The organism is Streptomyces olivaceoviridis (genome assembly GCF_014650115.1).
GTDB lineage: Bacteria > Actinomycetota > Actinomycetes > Streptomycetales > Streptomycetaceae > Streptomyces > Streptomyces olivaceoviridis.
In genome coordinates this window covers 310487-329024 of record NZ_BMUI01000008.1, presented here as the reverse complement: position 1 = coordinate 329024, position 18538 = coordinate 310487, and the positions used below count along the sequence as shown (strand labels likewise).

Genomic DNA, 18538 nt, shown 5'->3' with positions numbered 1-18538 from the left:
TCCTCACCGGACGTCCACCGCCGGACCGTCCCGGCGCGGAACCACCGTTTCAACCAGGGGACCCCATGAACCCGATGCCCCCGCCCACCGGAACCGGCAGCGCCGCCGGCCGACCCCCGTACCCGGACCTGACCCTGGCGAGCGCCCCGGTGCCCGCGCTGATGCGCGCCTTCCTGCCCGCCCACGTCCGTGCCACCGCCCGCTTCACCGCACCGGCACAGGTCCGCAGGCTCGGCCTCCTCCAGGTCAGCACCTACCGCGGACCGGCACGGTCCTTCGTCCGCTCCACCGGGGACACCACCGAGCCGCATCTGACGCTGGGCGTCCACTCCTCGGGCAGGGCGACCCTGGTCCGGGGGGACGGCACCGCGGCCTGCCGTCCGGACGACATCTTCGTCTGCGACCAAGAGGTGCCCTTCCTACTGCACGAGTCGGTGGACTTCGAGTTGCACCTCGTCCGGATTCCACGGGTCGCGCTCACCCTGACCGACCGCCAGGCGCGGGCGCTCAGCGCCCGGGCACCCTTCGCCGACGGCCCCGTGGCGCCCCTGCTCGGCCCCCTCCTGCGGGGGTTGCTCGACACCCTGCCCGCGTACTCGCCGGCGACGGCCCTCCGCCTGGCCACGACCGTCACGGGGTTCGTCGGTTCGCTCGCGGCGGAGGGCCCGGGGCACGCACAGGACGTGGAGGACACCGTGGACGTGGCGAGAACGGAGGGCGCGGCGGGCGCCGAACCCGCGTCCGGGCAGGTGCGGGAGCAGCAGGACCTCCTGTGGCGCGTGCGTGCCTACGTCGACGCGCGGCTGTGGGACCGCACCCTGACCCCCGCCACGATCGCCGCGGCCCAGCACATCTCGGTCCGCTATCTGCACAAGCTCTTCGAGGGCCAGGGCAGCACGATCGGCCGGTGGATCCAGCACCGCCGCCTGGAGGAGGCGCGGCGCGAGCTGGCCCGGCCCGAGGCGTGGGACGTCGCGGTGGGGGCGGTGGCCAAACGGTGGGGCTTCGCCAACGCCACCCACTTCAGTCGCAGTTTCCGCGCGGCCTACGGCATGTCACCCCGCGAGTGGCGCAACCGTACCCGGCCGTCCGAGGACCCCGCGGGCGGGGACGGCTGACGGCGGAAACTGTGCACGCAGCGGCAAGTATCCACGGCACGGCGCCGCCCGCATCCCGTTCGCCGCGTCCTAGGCTGGGCACTTGTGCCGGTGGAGCCGCCTCCGGCGCCGCACGCCTGCCTGCCCGGTCGCGGGGGAGGGGCCGGCACCCTTTCCGACGGTCCGGTCCCTTGCACGGCCGGGCCCCCGCGCAGGAGTTCTCTTGCAAGATGACGTTCCCGCCCCTGGGGCCGCACCCGTCCTGGAGCGGCTGGCACGCGCCTTCGTCAAGACGTACGCACTGCCCGCGTCCTCGGACCCGGACGCGGCCGGCGCCAGGGCGCGGATGGCCTCCCTGTGGGCCGGTGACGGCGGTGACGAGCCGGACATCGAGGAGGAGTGGCTGGCGCTGCCGGGCAGCGACGGCCACCGCGTCCGGGTGCGCATCCTCCGCCCCGCCGGCAGTGACGAACCGCTGCCGGTGGTGCTCTACCTGCACGGACTGGGCTGGATGCTGACCGACGCGTACGCGCACCGGCACCTGCTGACCGACCTCGTCCTCGGAACGGACGCCGCCGTGGTCATACCGGAGTACGACGCGCCGGAGGACGTCCGCTATCCGGGCGCCGTCGAGCGGGCGTACACCGTGGCCCGGTGGATCGCCCTTCACGGCTCGGGATGCCGGCTGGACGGGAGCAGGATGGCCGTCGTCGGTGCCAGCGCGGGCGCCCAGCACGCCGCCTCGCTCGCCCTCCTGGCGCGGCAGCGCGGTGGCCCGGCCCTCCGGCACCAGGTGCTGCTCTGCCCGGTGACCGACGCCGCGATGGACACCCCCTCCTACGACCAGTTCGCCGACGGCTACTTCCTGAGCCGCGCGGCCATGCGCGACTACTGGGAGCAGTACGCACCCGACCCGCGGATCCGGACGCACGACACGGTCTCCCCGCTGCGCGCACCCACCCGGTCGCTGCGCGGCCTGCCGCCGGCGCTCGTGCTCACCGCGGAGGCGGACGTGCTCCGCGACGAGGGCGAGGCCTACGCCTCCCACCTGAGGGAGGCGGACGTCCCCGTGGTGTCCATCCGCTACCACGGCACGATCCACGGCTTCGTGCTCTTCGACCCCCTCCGCGACACCGACGCCTCCCGCGCGGCCCGCATCCAGATGACGGACACCCTGCACACCGCGCTGCACGCCGCCTGACCCGTCCGCCCGGGGCACGCCGACGCGGGAGGCGCGCCCGGCTCACCCGGCCGCGCCCATCGCCTCCTCGCGCTTCAGCCGCCGCCACTCGCTCGGCGCCACCCCGTACGCCGCCTGGAAGCGCCGGCTGAAATGGCTCGGGCTGCTGAACCCGCAGCGGGTGGCGATCGCCGCCACGGTGAGACGGTCGTACCGGGCGGAGGCGAGCATCCCCTGTGCCTTGCCGAGGCGCTCGGTGATGAGCCACTGCTCCAGGCTGAGCCCCGCCCCACTGAGCAGCACGTAGAGCCGGCGGACGGAGATCGCGTGCTCCGCCGCGATCCGTTCGGGCGTCAGATCGCGATCCGCGAGGTGGCGCCGCGCATGGGCCATGATCCGGGTGAGCAGGGTGTCGTCCATCACGGACCGGACCTCGGCGGACTCCTCGGCGTGCGCGGCCGACACGAGCAGCGCGCGCACCAGATCGGTCGTCGCGGACGCCAGGTGCCGCGCGCCGGGGTCGGCTTCCAGGCCGTCCGGGTCGCGCCACACCCCGCGCAGATGAGTCAGGACCAGGTCGTGCAGCGGACTGGCACGCAGTCGTTCCGCCGCCCGCACCACCACGTCCACCGGCAGGCCGAGCCGGTGCGTGTCGAACATCATCGACTGGGACGCCCCGTCACCGGACCAGCCGTACACCCGGGGCGACAGCTCGTGGAAGACACAGATGTCGTCCGAGCCCAGCAACCGCCGTGCGCCGGAGACCTCGGCCCGGTGCACGCCCTCGGGCTGGAGCGAGACGGACACGATCGGGTTGCTCCGGTGGTGCCGGACGTGCCGTTCCGCGCGCCGCACCTCGAAGCCGGAGTTGCGGGTGGCGAAGAGGTGCAGATCGCCCACCCGCCACATCCGCATACGGGCGTGGATGCCGGACGCGGGCTCCTCGTGGACCACGTCGTTGGGCACCGACGAGTCCGTCAACGCGTGGTGGAACGCGTCCACCCGGTCACGTGGCGCCACGGTGGCCAGATCGAGCAGCAGCACACAACCCCCCGAATCGACTTCCCGGATGCCGCGGTCCCGACGATACGACGCCCCCGGACGGGCCGGTGGCCGCTGAGCGCGCACAGGCCACAGATGGTGCACAGACAGTCAATCCGCCCCCTTGCGCCCGCCCTAGGGTCTCGGAGGTACCGGCGGCTTCGCCCACAGCGTGCTGGCGCGCTCCCCGCGCACGAATCCGGACGATCGACCCGTCCGGACGTCTCACGGCCCCGGCACCACCCACGAGCCACCCACCCGCCCGGCAGCCGGGCACGGGCCGGCACCCACCCCAGCGACCAGGGAGTCCTCCCATGTCCCGTACCGACGGACCGACCGTCGTCCTCGTCCACGGAGCCTTCGCCGACGCCTCCAGCTACGCGGAGGTCATCCCCCGGCTGATCGCCCGCGGCCTCGACGTCGTCGCCCCGGCCGTGCCCAACCGCAGCCTCATCGGGGACGCCGCCTACGTCGCCGACATCGTCCGCCAGATCCCCGGCCCCGTCGTCCTGGTCGGCCACTCCTACGGTGGTGCCGTCATCACGGTCGCCGGGACCGAGGACAACGTCAGCGCCCTGGTCTACCTGGCCGGTTACGCCCTGGAGGAGGGCGAGAGCCTCGGCGAGCTGCAAGGCCGCTTCCCCGACTCCGACCTGACCGGCGCCCTCGTCTACACCCCCTTCCCGATCGAGGGTTCGGACCAGCCCGGAACCGACGTGTCGGTCCGGCCCGACAAGTTCCCGGCCATCTTCGCCGCCGACGTCGACCCCCGCCTCGCCTCGGCCCTCGCCGTGTCCCAGCGCCCGCTGGCCGCCCAGGCCTTCACCGAGGCGGCCCCGGCCGCGGCCTGGAAGACCAAGCCCTCCTGGGGCCTGGTCGCCTCCGCCGACCACACCATCAACCCCGACGTGGAGCGCTACGGCTACCGGCGGGCCGGCATGACCACCGTCGAGGTGGACTCCTCCCACCTGGTCATGCTCGCCCACCCCGAGCGGGTCGTGCGCCTCATCGAGGACGCCGTCCGGGCCACCTCCCGCTGACCCCGGCCCGCCCCCTCCCTCCACCCCAGACAGAGAGCGAACGATGAACGCACCGATCTCGCGCCGTACCGTGACCACGTCCCTCCTGGCCGGTGCCGCCGCCCTGGGCACCGCCGGGATCGCGCACGCCGCGCCGGCCGCGGGCCGTCCGGCCACCGGACACGGCCGCCCGGCCGACCCCACCGTCGTCCTGATCCACGGCGCGTTCGCCGACGGCTCAAGCTGGCGCGGCGTCGTCCAGCGCCTGCTGCGGCAGGGCCACCGCGTGCTGGCGCCCGCCCTGCCCCTGCGCGGACTGGCGAGCGACACCGCGTACATCCGCAGCGTCCTGGAGAGCGTCAGCGGACCGATCGTCCTGGTCGGGCACTCCTACGGCGGCGCCGTCATCAGCCAGGCCGCGGCCGGTCTCCCGAGCGTCAAGGCGCTGGTCTACATCGCCGCCTTCGTCCCCGAGGTCGGGGAGAGCGCGCTCCAGCTCACCGGCAAGTTCCCCGGCAGCACTCTGGGGGAGGCGACCGTCACCCAGCACTACCCGCTGCCCGGCGGCGGCCAGGGCGACGAACTGGTCATCAGGAAGGACCTCTTCCGCAACCAGTTCGCCGCCGGTGTCCCCGTGCCGACCGCCCAGGTCATGGCCGCGGGCCAGCGCCCGATCACCCTGGCCGCGCTCCAGGAACCGGCCACCGCCGCCGCGTGGAAGAAGATCCCCAGCTGGTACCTCGTGGCCACCGAGGACCGCAACATCCCGCCGGCCGCCGAACGCTGGATGGCCGAGCGCGCCCACGCCCACACCGTCGCCGTCCGCGCCCCGCACGCGGTGTCCGTGAGCGACCCCGGCCCCGTCACCGACCTGATCCTGCGCGCGGTCCGCTCCGTCCGCACCGGCCACTGACCCGGCCCGCCGCCCGTCACCGCGCCGGCCCCGTGCCGGCGCACACACCTGCCACGGCGCCCGTGAGCCCCGAGCGCCCGTGAGCCCCGAGGAAGAGCACCATGACGTTCCGTCGCATCCTGCCCGCCGTACTCGCCTGCTGTGCCGTGCTGACCGCGTGTACGAGCCACAGCGCGGACGGCACCTCCGGAGGCGCCCCGCCCGCGTCCGCCGCCGCCACCGGTACGCCGTCGGCGACCTCATCGGGACCCGCCGGCGGCGACACCGCCGGCCCCTCCGAGCCGACCGGCACCGGTACGGCGGCGGCGTCACCCGCCGCACCGGCCCCCAAACGCTGTCGCACCTCCGACCTCAAGGCGTCCCTCGGGCCCGACCACCCCGGGGCCGGGCAGGAGAACTTCGCCCTCGTGCTGACCAACCGGTCTCCGCGCACGTGCAGCCTGTACGGCTTCCCGGGCGTGGCGTTCGTCGACGGAGCGGGCGACGCCGTCACCCCGGACCCCGAGCGGGCCACCGACCAGCCGGAGCAGCGGGTGACGCTCGCCCCGGGGGACGACGCCTGGTCGGCGCTGAGCTACAGCGATCCGCGGATCACCGGCGTCACCACCGTCACGCCGCGGGCCCTGCTGGTCACCCCGCCCGACGAGACCACCTCGCTCTCCGTCCCCTGGACCGGCGGCAAGGTCTCCAACACGGGAAAGGCGTCCGTCCCCCGGGTGAGCCCCCTCAGGCCCGGCAGCGGGGCCTGACACACCCGTCCCGGCCCCGGCCCCATCCCGTCCCGTTGTGAACCAGCACGTCAGGAGCCAGTGTGTCCCGCACCCGCCTCCGCGGTTTCTCCCGGTCCGACACCACCCGCGCGGAGGCCTTCAGCGACGGCGTGCTGGCCATCGCCGTCACGCTGCTGGCCCTCGGCCTCGCCGATCCACCGCACCGGCCGGGCGGCCTCGGCCACGCCCTGCTGGCCCAGTGGCCCGCCTACCTCGGCTATCTGGCCTCCTTCGGATACGTGTCGGTCATCTGGCTCAACCACCACCAGGCCTTCGTGCGGGTCCGTGTGATGGACCGGGGGCTGCACGCGGCGAACCTGCTGCTGTTGTTCAGCACGGCGGCGCTGTCGTTCCCCACCGCGGTCGTCGCGGACGCGCTCCAGGCGGACCCCGACGGTTCCGACGCCCGGGTCGCCGTTGCCCTCTACGCCGGTCTGGCGGCGGTGATGTGCCTGAGCTGGGTAGCCTTCTACGACCAACTGGCCCGCCGTCCCGAGCTGTTGACCCCGGAGGTGGAGAGCACGTACGTACGGCACGGCCGCCTGCGCTCCTGGGCGGGAGCCCTGGCGTACAGTGCCGCCGGGCTCCTCGGCGTCGTCGTCGCGCCGCTGGTGGCCGTCGCCGTCTTCGTCGTGCTGCCGGTGTTCTACTTCATCACCAGCGACGGGTTCCCCGAGGGACGGTGACCGGACACCGCCGCGTCAGGCGGTGGGGTCCTGCGGGGGCCGGGCCGGGAGGGTGAGCACGGCCAGGAAGGCCAGGACGGCCACCGTGGCGAAGAAGTAGAAGCCCCAGGGGTGGCCGATCCCGGCGGAGACCAGGGCGCCGGTGATCGACGGGCCGACGATGGAGCCGATGCGGCCGATGCCGGACGCGGAGCCGAGCGCGGTGCCGCGGACGGAGGCCGGGTAGTACTGCGTGACGTAGGCGTAGACGAGCACCTGCGCCGAGAAGACGAACACGCCGGTGAGGAAGACGACCGTGTCGAGCAGCAGGTCGCTGTCCATCTTGACGCTGAGACAGGCCAGCATGCCCACCGAGACCGCGAACCAGCCCAGCGTGGTGAGCTTGATGCCGCGCCGGTCGGCCACGAAACCGCCCAGCACCAGGCCGGCCACACCGCCGACGTTGAGCACGAGGAGCTGGGTGACGGCCGTGGGAACGGGGTATCCGGCGTCGTTCATGAGCTTGGGCAGCCAGGTGTTGAGGCCGTAGACCAGCAACAGGCCCATGAAGGAGGCCACCCAGATCCCGATGCCGGCGCGGAGGTAGGCCGGCTTGAGCAGCTCGGTGAACGGAACGCGCTCGGCACCCGGCGCCTCCTTGGCGCGGACGAACGCCTCCGACTCCGGCAGACGGAACCACTGGACGACCGCGACGACCAGTCCGGCGACGCCCAGGACGTAGAAGAGGACCTCCCAGTCGTCGGTCACCCGCAGCGCGAGCAGCGAGGTGATCACGGCGCCGGTGTGGTAGCCGGTCATGGTCAGCGTGCTGGCGCGCGCCCGCCGGTCCGCCGGCATGTGTTCGGCCATCATCGTCAGGGACACGGGCATGCACGCACCGAGCCCCAGACCGGCTATGAGGCGGAGTACGGCGAACATCGTGACCGAGCCGGCGAGCGGCACCAGCAGGGTGAAGACCGAGAACAGCACCACCGAGCCGATGAGCAGCAGGCGCCGGCCGAGCCGGTCGGCCAGCGGACCGACCAGCACCGCGCCGATGGCGACGCCGACGAGCGACAGCGTGGCGACGGTGGTCGCGTCCCCCGCGGTCATGCCGAGGTGACGCGTCTTGAGCAGCGTCGGGATGATGGCGCCGAGGACGACGAGGTCGTAGCCCTCCAGCAGGACGGTGATCCAGCACAGGACCACCGTCCAGAGGTTGCGTCCGGCGGTGCCGGTCCCCGTGGTGGTGCCGGACGCGCCGGACGAGGCGATGGATGCCATGGCGGTGTTCCCCCTGTGAGCGGCTGCGGGAGATGGAGATGGGGTGAGTGCTGAGCGGTGGTGCCCAGGCGGTGCCGGACTCCGGTTCAGAACGGGTACTCGGCGATGTCGGGCCGCACGGTGAGCCACTGCGTCTCGGTGAACGCCTCGACGTTGGCGGCTGCTCCGCCGAACCGGGAGCCCGTACCCGACGCCTTGACCCCGCCGAAGGGCGCGTGGGGTTCGTCGCCGACGGTCTGTTCGTTGATGTGGACCTTGCCGGAGTCGATCCGGTCGGCGAGCCTCATCGCCGTACCGACGTCACCGAGGATGCCGACGGACAGCCCGTACTCGCAGTCGTTCACGATCCGCGCGGCCTCCTCCGGCGTGGAGAAACCGATGACGGGTGCGACGGGTCCGAAGATCTCCTCACGCCACGCCGGCATGTCGGTGGTCAGATCGGTCAGCACGGTGGCGCGGTACCCGGCGCCCACGATCTCGCCGCCCGCGGCCAGTGTCGCGCCCGCCGCGACGCTCTCGGTGACGGTGCCGTGCACCCGCTCCAGCTGCCGCCGGTCGATGATCGGGCCGAGCGCCACGTCCTCCCGGGCCGGGTCGCCGACGGGCAGCGCCCGGGCCTTCGCGGCGAGCGCGGCGGTGTACTCCTCCAGCAGGGACTCGTGCACGACGTGCCGGCCGGTCGTCATGCAGATCTGCCCCTGGTGCAGGTACGAGCCGAACGCACCGGCCGAGGCCGCCTTGCCCGCATCGGCGCCGGGCAGCACCACCAGGGCGTTGTTCCCGCCGAGTTCGAGGTGGGCCCGCTTGAGCAGACGGCCGGCCCGCTCGCCGATGGCCCGCCCCACCGGCGTGGACCCGGTGAACGAGACGACCCGCACCTCGGGGGCCTCGACGACCGCCTCGCCGACCGAGCCGTCACCGGGGAGCAGATGGAGCACACCGGAGGGCAGCCCGGCCTCCTCGAAGACCCGCGCGATGACGACACCACCGCTCACCGCCGTGCGGGGATCGGGCTTGAGCAGCACCGCGTTGCCCAGCGCGAGTGCGGGAGCCACCGAGCGCAGCCCCAGGAGCAGCGGGAAGTTGAACGGCGCGATCACGCTCACCACCCCGGCCGGGCGACGGCGGGTGAACGACCAGCGGGGGTCCTCGGACGCCAGCACCTCACCCTGCGGATACGTCGGCAGCGCCGCGCACTCGAAGCACTCGCCGCGCGCCAGCCCCACCTCGAAACGCGCCTTGGCCCGGACGGAGCCCGCCTCCCGCACCAGCCAGTCCTCGATCTCGGCGGCGTGCTCGGTGAACAGCTCGCCCGCGCGGCGCAGTACGGCCGCCCGCGCCTGCGCGGGGACGGCCGCCCAGGCCCGCTGTGCCTCGGCGGCGCGGGCGGCGGCGCGGCCCACCTCCTCGGCCGTGGCCAGACCCACGGTGCCGAGCCCGTCCCCGGTCGCCGGCTCGACGACCGGCTGCTCGCGGGTGGCGGCCGTCCAGCCGTCGCCGAAGATCTTCTTGCTCCAGACGTCGCTGTCCAGGAGTGTCATCGGATTCCCTTCGTGGAGCTGCCGTGGAACGGGAGACTCGCGGGCGGTGCGTGCTCAGGAGGGCGTGGTGAGCGCCGTGTCCACCTGGACCAGCCGGGGGCCGTCCGGGCGTTCGGCGAGGACCGCCCGCAACTCGTCCACGCCGTCGGCGTGCAGGGCGGGCACCCCGTAGCCCTCAGCGATACGGGTGAAGTCCAGACCCGGGATGTCCAGGCCCGGAGCGTCCGGCACGCCGAGGAGGCCGCCGAACCAGCGCAACGCGCCGTACGTCCCGTTGCGCAGCAGCACCACGGTGAGCGGAACCCGGTGCTGGGCGGCCGTCCACAGCGCGGTGACGCCGTAGTTGGCCGAGCCGTCCCCGATCACCCCCACGACCGGCCGCTCGGGCTGGGCCATGGCGACCCCGACCGCGCCGGGCAGGCCGAACCCGAGACCGCCCGCCGCCGGGAAGTAGTACGAGCCGGGCCGGCGCAGATCCATCTGGCGCCACCACGAGGAGGTGGTCGAGGTCGACTCCACCACGTACGCGGTGTCGGCGGGCAGTTCGTCCCGCAGGGCCGCGAAGACCTCCTCCGGATGCAGGCGCGGCCCCTCGGCGGAGCGCGGCGCCGGCACGGGCCGGTAGTCGGCCGAGGGCACCCCGGACGCGTCGAGCGCGTTCGCCAGCAGCTCGATCACCGCGCCGGGGTCGGCGACCAGCGCCTCGCCCATCGGCGCCCGCGCGGCGGCGGACGCGTCCTCCGTCACCTGGATCAGCCGGGTGCCCGCCGGCAGATACCGCCCGGGGAGGTGCTCGTGGTAGCGGAACACGGGGGCGCCGAGCACCAGTACCAGGTCGTGGCCCTCGAAGGCCCGGCGGATCGGCTCGATGCCGGCGGGGAGCACACCGCGGAACAGCGGGTGGCGGTTGGGGAAGGGCAGCCGGAAGAGCGAGGGCGCCGCCCATACCGGGCCGGCGAGCCGCTCGGCCAGCCGCACCGCGTCGTCGAAGCGCCCGGCGGTGTCGATGTCACCGCCCAGGACGAGCGCGGGCCGCCGGGCGCCGGCCACCGCCTCGGCCAGCCGGTGGCCCTGTTCCCCGGCGGGCACCCCCGCGCGCTCGACCCACCGGTCCAGCACGGCCGGCGCGTTCTCGCCCGCGTCGGCCGCCCAGTCGTCGTACGGGACGGAGAGGTAGGACGGCCGGCGCTGCAACCGCGCCTCGAAGACGGCCTGGGCGAGCGCGCGCGGCACGTCCTGGGCGCACGCCGGTTCGGCGGCCCAGCCGACGAGCGGCCTCATCAGCGCCGGGGCGTCGACGTTGGCGAGGTTGGCCTCCGGCCCGATGGCCGGCCGCACCTGCTGACCGGCCACGATCACCAGCGGCGTCCCCGAGGCCACGGCGTTCGTCAGCGCCCCCATCGCGTTGCCGGAGCCGGAAGCGGCGTGCAGATTGACCAGCACCGGCCGGCCCGTCGCCTGGGCGTAGCCGTCGGCCATGCCCACGACGGCACCCTCGTGCAGGCCGAGCACGTACCGGAACCCGTCGGGGAGTCCGGTGAGGAAGGGCAGCTCGTTCGAACCGGGGTTGCCGAAGACGGTGGTCAGCCCCTGGCGCTCCAGGAACTCATGGGCGATGCGGCGCACGGACGGCACAGGCGTTCCTCTCCGAAGTGACGCAGCACACGCTAGGGAGCGCGCGACCGGGCCACCAATAGATGTTGGCGCGCCGCGATATAGAGTCGATCGATATGAGCAGCTTCGATCTCAACCTCGCCCGGGTCTTCGTGCTGCTCTACGAGACGGGCAGCGTCACGGCCACCGCCGAGACCCTCCACGTCACCCAGCCGACGGTCAGTTACAGCCTGGCCAAACTCCGCCGGCACTTCGACGACGACCTCTTCCGCCGCACCGGCCGCGGCCTGACCCCGACCGCCGGCGCCCGCCGCCTCTACGAGCCGCTGCAACGCGCCCTGGCCGACATCGACGGGGCGATCCGCCAGGGCGACGACTTCGACCCCGCGACCATGGCGGGCCGTTTCACCCTCGCCCTGTCCGACCTCGGCGAGGTGACCCTGCTGCCCCGTCTCGTGGCGGCGGCCCGCGCCCGCGCGCCCCGGGTGTCCTTCACCGTCCGCGCCCTCGACGTCGACGACGCCGAGGGCCAACTGCGCCGCGGCGAACTCGACGCGTTCGTCGCCACCCCCGTCCTGACCTCCCACCGCACCGTGCGCATCCCGCTCTTCCACGAGCGCTACGTCGGCATGGTCGCCGCCGACCACCCACGCGTCCGGGGCGCGTCCGTCACCCTGGCCGAGCTGGCGGCCGAGCACCACGCCACGGTGTACGGCCCCAGCGGTCACGTCGTCCCCCGCTCCGTGCTCGCCACCTACGGGCTCCTGGACCGCGCGGCCGTGGACGCCACCCGCTTCTCGATGCTGCCGTACCTGCTGGAGCGCACCGACCTGATCGCCATCGTCCCCGAGTACGTCGGGGAGGTCTTCACCGCCTCCCACCGCCTGCGCCTGGTGCGCCTGCCGTTCGAGACCGAGCCGATCGAGGTCGCGCTCTACGCCCGGCACGAGGCTTCCCGCAGCCCGTCCCAGCGCTGGCTGGTGCAGTTCATGGCGGAGGTCCTGGGCGAACGGGTCAGCCCGGCCCAGCTGCCGCCCGGCGCCTAGGGAATCCGAGGACAGACCCTGGTCCCGCACCGGCGTGCCACCGCCCGGCCGGTCACGCCGGCCGGGCGGTGGGGGCCTGCCGCGTGCCGCCGCCGCTCACCCCGCGGGATCGAGGACGACCGGCAGCTCGGCCAGGCCCCGGAAGGCCGGGAACGGGACCTCCAGCCAGCGCGGTTCACCGGCGGGGTCGGCCAGGGCCATCCGGGGGAACCGCTCGAACAGGCGGGTGAGGGCCAGCTGGGTCTCCAGCCGGGCCAGCGGGGCTCCCAGGCAGTAGTGGCTGCCGTGTCCGAAGCCGAGATGGGCGTCCTGCGCGTTGCCCGGCCGCCGCACGTCCAGCTCGTCCGGCGCGTCGAACTTCCGCGGGTCGCGGTTGGCCGAGCTGAGCGCGATCTGCACCAGGGCGCCCTTGGGGATCAGTGTTCCGCCGTACTCCACGTCCTCGGTCGCGTAGCGGAACGTCGCGCTCTCCACCGAGCCGTCGTAGCGCACCAGTTCCTCGACCGCCGCACGGATCAACCCCGGGTCCTCCCGTACGGCGCGCAGCTGGGCGGGGTGGGACAGCAGGTGGTGGACGGCGTTGCCGATGAGGTACGCGGTCGTCTTGTGACCCGCGAACATCAGCAGGAACGCCGTGGAGACCAGTTCGCTCTCCGTCAGACCGCCGTCGTTGTCACGGGCCGCGATGAGCGCGCTGAGCAGATCGTCACCCGGACGCTCGCGCTTGGCGGTGAGGAGGTCGGTGAAGTAGGCGTGCAGACCCTCCTCCGCCTGCTGCTGGGCCCGCTTGGCTTCCTCGCCGAAGCCGGTCTGCGCCACCGTGGTGGACAGGTGCTGCATCCGCGTCCGGTCCTCGGGGGGCACGCCCAGCAGATCGCAGATCACGGTGATCGGCAGCGGGAACGCGAACGCGGGCAGCAGGTCGAAGCGCTCCCGGGCCGGGCACCCGTCCAGCAGGTCCCGGACGACCTCCTCGATCCGGGGCCGCAGCGCCTCCACGCGCCGGGGGGTGAACGCCGAGTTGACCAGCCGGCGCAGCCGGGTGTGCTTCGGCGCGTCGGAGTTGAGCATGTTGTCGTCCAGCGCGACGGACGAGTCGCCGAAGATCCTCCGGTAGGCGTCCATGGCCCCGTACATGTCCTTGCTCAGCCGCGGATCCGACAGGGCGGCCCGCGCGTCGTCGTACCGGGTGACCAGATACGTCTCGTTGCCGTGCGGGGGGCTCATGGGGCAGACGGGCGCCGAGTCGCGGAGGTGGGCGTAGACCGCGTGCGGGTCGCGGCGGAACTCCGGGGTGCACCGCTCGGCCGCGGCGACGGCCTCCTGCGTGGTGGTCACGGACGGCTCCTGAGGTCGAAGAGGGTCTGGGCGTTGCCGCCGAGGACGAGCCGCTGGGACGCCTCGTCGACCGGCAACTTCTCGATCATGCGGATGGAGTCCTCCAGCGGCGCGGCCATCGGCGGCGAGTCGGTGCCGAACAGCATCCGTTCGGGGCCCAGCACTTCGGCGTTCAGGCTCAGGTGCGCGGCGCTGAAGGGGCTCGTGTCGACGTACATGCGCCGCAGGGCGGCGGCCGGGTCGGCGGCGGGCGGACCGGCCGTGGGCCGCCCGGAGGGCGGCGCGCCCCCGGCCCAGTGCCGGGGGCGCGCCGCGGTCCGCAGGCGCTCCGGCAGCAGCGCCATCGCGCCGCCGCCGGTCGCGCCGATCAACCGCAGACCCGGGTACTTGTCCAGCCACCCCGCGAACGCGATCATGGCCATGCCCATCGTGACGTCGCCGAAGCGGCCGATCTGCTCGACGAACCCGGTCTCGTCCACCCGTTCCGTGCCCACCGGCTCGGCCGGGGCGTGCACCAGCACCGGCACCCCCGCCTCCGCGGCCAGCGCGAAGAAGGAGTCGGCGCGGGGCGAGCCGAGCAACTCGCCGTGCACGCTGGACGTGGTGATCAGACCGACGAAGGCCGGGTCCGCGAGGGTCTCCCGGACTCCTTCGAGGTGGTCGTCGTCGCCGAACGGGTTGGCGTACACGTAGCCGCGCAACTGGTCCGGGAACCTCCGGATCAGCCCCGACATCCAGTCGTGGAAGCGGCGCAGCCGGTCGCGGGGCTGGGCGTAGTTGTCGACGCCCGGCACCCGCGCCATCGCGCCGGCCCCGACGGGGCTGCCGATGACGGTGAGGTCGATCCCGGCCTCGGCGCGGGCGGCGAGCATGCCGTCGACGTCGGTCAGGCTCGGGGGCATGGGGAAGCGTTCGGCCGCTTCCGGTGGGGACAGATGCCCGTGGATGTCGATGATCACGTGTCGGTTTCCGGTTTCGGTACGAGTGCGCGGGTGACCGCGGCACAGTCCTGGTCGCCCAGTCCTTGCTCGGTGGCACGGACGTGGGTCTCCGCCGCGGCGGTCGCCAACGGCAGGCTCAGGCCGACTGTCGCCGCCTGCTTGGAAGCGAGCATGAGGTCTTTCGCCATCAGCCGCAGCCGGAAGTCCGGCTCGTCGAAGCGGCCGGAGGCCAGACGCCGGGACTTGAACGCCATGACCGGCGAGGCGAAGCCGCTGCCCGCGATGGTCTTGAGGACCTGCTGCCGGTCGAGGCCGCAGGCGCCCGCCAGTTCGGTGGCCTCGGCCAGGGCCTGCACCTCTATGCCCATGAGCAGGTTGAGGAGCAGTTTCATCCGCATGCCGGACCCGAGTGCGCCCAGATGGACGACCTCCTTGCCCAGCGTCTCCAGCAGCGGACGGGCGGTGTCGAAGACGTGCTTGTCGCCGCCGGCGAACAGCCGCAGCTCTCCGTCGCGGGCGTGGTCGCGGTTGCCGAGCATGCCGACGTCCAGGACCGAGGGCGCCTCACCGGCGATCTGCACGACCTCGTCGGGGGCGACGGTGCTGGCGCAGATCAGGACGCCGGGGTACGGGCCGTCGGCCAGCACGCCGTGCGGCCCGTGCAGTACGGTGCCGAGGGCCTCGCCGTCGGACACGACGCAGAGGGCGGCGCTCGTGCCCGCGACGGCGTCGGCGGGGTGGGCGGCGGCGTGGGCGCCCGCCTCGGCGAGCGGCTCGATGCGCTGCGGGGTACGGTTCCAGACCCGGACCCGCATCCCCTGGTCGAGGAGGCGAGTGGCCAGGCCGGCGCCCATCGTGCCGAGACCGAGGACGGCGACGGGGCCGTTGACGGTGCCCGTCATGCGGACACCCCCTTGGTCTCCTTGACCACCCGGAACCGCATCGACTGCCGCTGGTCGACCCACTGGCGCAGCGGGGCCACCAGCTCCTGGTGCTCCTCGCTCCGCTGCCAGGCGAAGAAGTCCTCGGCCGACCGCCACTCGCTGGTGATCACCCACTGGCGGGAGCCGTCGACGGGCTCTCCGAGCCGCTCGACGATGTGACCGGGGGTGTTGGACACGGACTTCCGGAGGTGCTCGTACAGATCCAGGAAGCCCTGCTCGCCGCCCTCGACCACGCGGACCGCGAAGACGACGTTCAGCTTCTCGGCCGACAGGCCGTTGTGGTTGGTGCCCATGTGTCTCCTCCTGAGTGAGATCCGGCAGGACACGACACCAACGGACTCATGTCCCTCGTACGGCCGCAACTCCGAACGGGGGAGGGCCCGGTCGGCACAAGGGGCGCACGTTCCGGCATTAGTCATTTCGAGTGACTGAGGGGGGCCGCTCCGACGGGTGACCCGCCGTACGGCGGCCGGGTGACGGCTCGTCGCCGGGGATGAAAGGATGATCACCCTGTGAGGTGACACCGGGGCGGACCTCCCCGGGAGGGGAGTGGCGCGGCGTGCCCGACAGGCCGGCGGAAGAAACGGCAGGCGAGGCGGCGAGGGGGACCGGTGCGGTGCCGTGCCGGGTCGTGGTGTGCCGGGACTGCTGCTGCGGCAGCCCGAAGGTGACCGGCGTCGACCACGCGGCGCAGACCGCGCGGCTGCGGGCCGAGGTGCCCGTGCGTGTCTCCGACTGCCTCGACGTCTGCGACCAGGCCAACGTCATCGTCGTCCAGCCGTCGGCCGCCGGCCGGGCCGCCGGTGCGCGGCCGGTCTGGCTGGGGCTCGTCAACGATCCGGACGCGACCGAGGACATCGTCACCTGGGTGCGCGCGGGCGGCCCGGGTGTGGCTCCCCTGCCGGACATCCTCGACCTGTACGCCTTCACACCGCCCCGGCGACGCGCGGATCCCTGAGACCCGGGCCGCGCGGGATCACCCGGCACGGTCGCGCCACGGTGTGCGGGGTGCCCGCGAGTCGGGGCCGCCGTCCTGTGCACCGCCGAGAGGGGACGCGGACTCCCGAAGGAGCCGGCCGCGCACTGACTCCCGCCGACCACCGGCGGGCCCGGGGCCGTCCCCGCCCGATCGCCGTTCGGCAGGCGGCTGTTCGGCCCCCGGTGCGGACAGTGGACGCCCCAGCCGCAGATTCCACCGCCGGGCCCGGCCGCTGAGTTCGGTGACGGTCAGGGGCGGTACGCCCAGGCGCCGGAAGGCCGCGACGGGCAGGCCCAGTGCCGCCACCGCCGCCGCCCGTACCACCTTCGCCTCGACCCCGGCGAGGGTACGGCCCTCCAGGCCCCGCGCATCGGCCAGCGGGCCCCACCTCGCCCGGGGTGCGGCCCCGTCGGCGGCCCACGTCCACATCCGTCAACCGGGGAACCGGCGCACCCTCCACGCCCAGTGCCGTGGTTGTCTCCAGGCACGCTGGGGGAGGCGAGCACACGGACCGCGGAGGGCGGCGATCCGGCCGCCGAACGGGCCCGTGCGGCACCGCCGTCGTCGCAGCGGGCCTGCCGCGGCGGCACGCTCGTCGCGGGCGGGACGAGAATGCGGAGGCCCGGCGTGCCGGCTAGCCGGCGGTGCTCCTGGGGGCGCCGGGCCGGCGAGAACGGTGTGCCCCTCCGCGGGCGAGAGGACCGTGCGTCGTCGGCCTTGCCGTGGCCGGCGTCGGGGACTGCGGCACGGTCCTGCGGGGCGTGCTGTCTCGCGTCCGCTCGGTGCCGCGAGGCATGCTGGGCTGCTGGGCAGTCGCGGAGGTGGTGTGGGCGTGCGGGCAGCGCGGGCCGGAGGGCAGGACCCCGTGCGGCCGGGCGGGATCGGGCCGTGGCGGTTCGTCGTGTGGTTCGGCCTGGTCAGCCTGCTCGCCGACTTCGTGTACGAAGGCGCCCGCTCGGTCACCGGCCCGCTGCTGGCGTCGCTCGGTGCCTCCGCCCTGGTCGTCGGTGTGGTCACCGGCGCCGGTGAGGCGGCGGCGCTGGGGCTGCGCCTGGTGTCCGGGCCGCTGGCCGACCGGACGCGCCGCTTCTGGGGCCTGTCGATCGGCGGCTACGCCCTGACCGTGCTCTCCGTGCCCCTGCTGGGCGTGGCCGGCGTGCTGTGGGCGGCCTGCGCCCTGGTGATCGCCGAACGAGTCGGCAAGGCGGTGCGCTCCCCGGCCAAGGACACCCTCCTCTCGCATGCCACGGCCGCTACCGGACGCGGCCGGGGCTTCGCCGTCCACGAGGCGATGGACCAGGTGGGCGCGCTGGTCGGTCCGTTGACCGTGGCGGGCGTGCTCGCGCTGAGCGGGAACGCCTACGGCCCCGCGCTCGGCGTGCTCGCCGCGCCCGGCGCCGCGGTGCTGGGGCTCCTGTTCTGGCTCCGGGCGCGGGTACCGGACCCGGAGGTGTACGAGCGGCAGGCGGCGGCCCCGCCGGGGAGCCCCGCGCCGGACGGTCCGCTGCCCGCCGGTCCGCTGCCCGCCGCCTTCTGGACGTACGCGGCGTTCACCGCGGTCACGACGGCCGGCTTCACCACCTTCGGCGTGCTGTCGTACCACCTCGTCCAGCGGCACCTGATGACGACGGCGTGGGTGCCGGTGCTGTACGCGGCGGCGATGGCCGTGGACGCGGTGGCCGCCCTCGCCACCGGCTGGCTGTACGACCGGACCGGTCCGCGGGTGCTGGCGGTCCTGCCCGTGCTGGCCGCCGCCGTACCGGCACTGGCGTTCACGCACACCGTGGCCACCGCCGTGGCCGGTTCGCTGGTGTGGGGCGCGGCGACGGGCATCCAGGAGTCCACGCTCCGGGCGACCGTCGCGGACCTGGTGCCCTCGCCGGGCCGGGCGACGGCGTACGGCGTCTTCGCCGGGGTGGTGGGCGGCGCGACCCTGGTGGGCGGCGCGCTGACCGGCGCCCTGTACGGCTACTCGGTCCCGCTCCTGATCACGGTCGTCGCCGCGATCCAGGCCGTCGCGCTCGTCCTGCTCGCCGTCCTGCGAGGGGCGGACGCCCGCGGGGCCGGGCGCCGGCCGCCGGTGAACAGGGCTCCGGAGAACGGTGCGGACGGACAAGCGTGAGCCAGGGTGCCGCGGGGACCGTCGAGTGGCAGGAGCAGGTGCAG

The 18538-nt window shown here is 74.0% G+C and carries 17 protein-coding genes; 9 read left to right on the top strand and 8 right to left on the bottom strand.

Annotated features, from left to right (window positions below; all coding sequences use genetic code 11):
* Nucleotides 1–65: 65 nt before the first annotated feature.
* A complete protein-coding gene (locus tag IE273_RS18575; protein ID WP_189816296.1) occupies nucleotides 66–1118 on the top strand; it encodes a helix-turn-helix domain-containing protein in 1053 nt (350 codons plus the stop codon).
* Nucleotides 1119–1320: 202 nt separating this feature from the next.
* The gene (locus tag IE273_RS18570) at nucleotides 1321–2298 is read left to right on the top strand and encodes an alpha/beta hydrolase (protein WP_189816295.1); all 978 of its coding nucleotides are present in this window, start codon (nucleotides 1321–1323) and stop codon (nucleotides 2296–2298) included.
* A 42-nt stretch (nucleotides 2299–2340) separates the two neighbouring features.
* Here IE273_RS18570 and IE273_RS18565 read toward each other — a convergent pair whose 3' ends face one another.
* Entirely contained in the window at nucleotides 2341–3321 is a 981-nt protein-coding gene (locus IE273_RS18565) for a helix-turn-helix transcriptional regulator (RefSeq protein WP_189816294.1), read from the bottom strand.
* Between the two features lie 311 nt (nucleotides 3322–3632).
* On the opposite strand from IE273_RS18565, the gene IE273_RS18560 reads away from it, so the two are divergent.
* The 4 genes from IE273_RS18560 to IE273_RS18545 all read left to right on the top strand — a co-directional run bounded on the left by IE273_RS18560 (nucleotide 3633) and on the right by IE273_RS18545 (nucleotide 6706).
* Nucleotides 3633–4358 carry an alpha/beta fold hydrolase gene (locus tag IE273_RS18560; protein WP_189816293.1) on the top strand — a complete coding sequence of 242 codons (726 nt, stop codon included), beginning with the start codon at nucleotides 3633–3635 and terminating at the stop codon, nucleotides 4356–4358.
* 43 nt (nucleotides 4359–4401) lie between these two features.
* Nucleotides 4402–5250, top strand: coding sequence for an alpha/beta fold hydrolase (locus tag IE273_RS18555; protein WP_189816292.1), 849 nt, complete (start codon nucleotides 4402–4404; stop codon nucleotides 5248–5250).
* Between the two features lie 101 nt (nucleotides 5251–5351).
* Entirely contained in the window at nucleotides 5352–5999 is a 648-nt protein-coding gene (locus IE273_RS18550) for a DUF4232 domain-containing protein (RefSeq protein ID WP_189816291.1), read from the top strand.
* 62 nt (nucleotides 6000–6061) lie between these two features.
* Nucleotides 6062–6706: a TMEM175 family protein gene (locus tag IE273_RS18545; protein WP_189816290.1), complete on the top strand. Its 645-nt coding sequence runs from the start codon at nucleotides 6062–6064 to the stop codon at nucleotides 6704–6706.
* 15 nt (nucleotides 6707–6721) lie between these two features.
* Here IE273_RS18545 and IE273_RS18540 read toward each other — a convergent pair whose 3' ends face one another.
* The 3 genes from IE273_RS18540 to mdlC all read right to left on the bottom strand — a co-directional run bounded on the left by IE273_RS18540 (nucleotide 6722) and on the right by mdlC (nucleotide 11145).
* The gene (locus tag IE273_RS18540) at nucleotides 6722–7969 is read right to left on the bottom strand and encodes an MFS transporter (RefSeq protein ID WP_189816289.1); all 1248 of its coding nucleotides are present in this window, start codon (nucleotides 7967–7969) and stop codon (nucleotides 6722–6724) included.
* Between the two features lie 86 nt (nucleotides 7970–8055).
* Complete coding sequence (locus IE273_RS18535) at nucleotides 8056–9510, bottom strand: aldehyde dehydrogenase family protein (RefSeq protein WP_189816288.1); 1455 nt, start codon at nucleotides 9508–9510, stop codon at nucleotides 8056–8058.
* 54 nt (nucleotides 9511–9564) lie between these two features.
* On the bottom strand, nucleotides 9565–11145 hold the full coding sequence (gene mdlC / locus IE273_RS18530; protein ID WP_189816287.1) for a benzoylformate decarboxylase: 1581 nt from the start codon (nucleotides 11143–11145) through the stop codon (nucleotides 9565–9567).
* 95 nt (nucleotides 11146–11240) lie between these two features.
* Here mdlC and IE273_RS18525 point away from each other — a divergent pair, with 95 nt between their 5' ends.
* The gene (locus tag IE273_RS18525) at nucleotides 11241–12170 is read left to right on the top strand and encodes a LysR family transcriptional regulator (protein ID WP_189816286.1); all 930 of its coding nucleotides are present in this window, start codon (nucleotides 11241–11243) and stop codon (nucleotides 12168–12170) included.
* 96 nt (nucleotides 12171–12266) lie between these two features.
* Here the strand turns inward: IE273_RS18525 and IE273_RS18520 are convergent, their stop codons facing one another.
* Genes IE273_RS18520 through IE273_RS18505 form a run of 4 tightly spaced genes read right to left on the bottom strand, consistent with a single transcriptional unit; the run spans nucleotide 12267 to nucleotide 15686 of the window.
* The gene (locus IE273_RS18520) at nucleotides 12267–13508 is read right to left on the bottom strand and encodes a cytochrome P450 family protein (protein ID WP_189816285.1); all 1242 of its coding nucleotides are present in this window, start codon (nucleotides 13506–13508) and stop codon (nucleotides 12267–12269) included.
* On the bottom strand, nucleotides 13505–14467 hold the full coding sequence (locus IE273_RS18515; protein ID WP_189816284.1) for an amidohydrolase family protein: 963 nt from the start codon (nucleotides 14465–14467) through the stop codon (nucleotides 13505–13507). The genes IE273_RS18520 and IE273_RS18515 overlap by 4 nt, the downstream gene beginning before the upstream one ends.
* A complete protein-coding gene (locus IE273_RS18510) occupies nucleotides 14464–15351 on the bottom strand; it encodes an NAD(P)-dependent oxidoreductase (protein ID WP_189816283.1) in 888 nt (295 codons plus the stop codon). The genes IE273_RS18515 and IE273_RS18510 overlap by 4 nt, the downstream gene beginning before the upstream one ends.
* Nucleotides 15348–15686, bottom strand: coding sequence for an antibiotic biosynthesis monooxygenase family protein (locus IE273_RS18505; protein WP_189816282.1), 339 nt, complete (start codon nucleotides 15684–15686; stop codon nucleotides 15348–15350). Before IE273_RS18505 ends, IE273_RS18510 begins: the two co-directional genes overlap by 4 nt.
* A 338-nt stretch (nucleotides 15687–16024) precedes the next feature.
* Here IE273_RS18505 and IE273_RS18500 point away from each other — a divergent pair, with 338 nt between their 5' ends.
* The gene (locus IE273_RS18500) at nucleotides 16025–16351 is read left to right on the top strand and encodes a hypothetical protein (protein ID WP_189886688.1); all 327 of its coding nucleotides are present in this window, start codon (nucleotides 16025–16027) and stop codon (nucleotides 16349–16351) included.
* Nucleotides 16352–17204: 853 nt separating this feature from the next.
* Nucleotides 17205–18494, top strand: coding sequence for an MFS transporter (locus IE273_RS18495; RefSeq protein ID WP_229887280.1), 1290 nt, complete (start codon nucleotides 17205–17207; stop codon nucleotides 18492–18494).
* The last annotated feature ends 44 nt before the right edge of the window (nucleotides 18495–18538 follow it).

Excerpts from the sequence above, each read along its gene's own strand:
- IE273_RS18540 (WP_189816289.1), bottom strand. The coding sequence starts at position 7,969 with ATGGCATCCATCGCCTCGTCCGGCGCGTCCGGCACCACCACGGGGACC.
- IE273_RS18560 (WP_189816293.1), top strand. The coding sequence starts at position 3,633 with ATGTCCCGTACCGACGGACCGACCGTCGTCCTCGTCCACGGAGCCTTC.
- IE273_RS18550 (WP_189816291.1), top strand. The coding sequence starts at position 5,352 with ATGACGTTCCGTCGCATCCTGCCCGCCGTACTCGCCTGCTGTGCCGTG.
- IE273_RS18505 (WP_189816282.1), bottom strand. The coding sequence starts at position 15,686 with ATGGGCACCAACCACAACGGCCTGTCGGCCGAGAAGCTGAACGTCGTC.
- IE273_RS18575 (WP_189816296.1), top strand. The coding sequence starts at position 66 with ATGAACCCGATGCCCCCGCCCACCGGAACCGGCAGCGCCGCCGGCCGA.
- IE273_RS18510 (WP_189816283.1), bottom strand. The coding sequence starts at position 15,351 with ATGACGGGCACCGTCAACGGCCCCGTCGCCGTCCTCGGTCTCGGCACG.
- IE273_RS18525 (WP_189816286.1), top strand. The coding sequence starts at position 11,241 with ATGAGCAGCTTCGATCTCAACCTCGCCCGGGTCTTCGTGCTGCTCTAC.
- IE273_RS18555 (WP_189816292.1), top strand. The coding sequence starts at position 4,402 with ATGAACGCACCGATCTCGCGCCGTACCGTGACCACGTCCCTCCTGGCC.
- IE273_RS18535 (WP_189816288.1), bottom strand. The coding sequence starts at position 9,510 with ATGACACTCCTGGACAGCGACGTCTGGAGCAAGAAGATCTTCGGCGAC.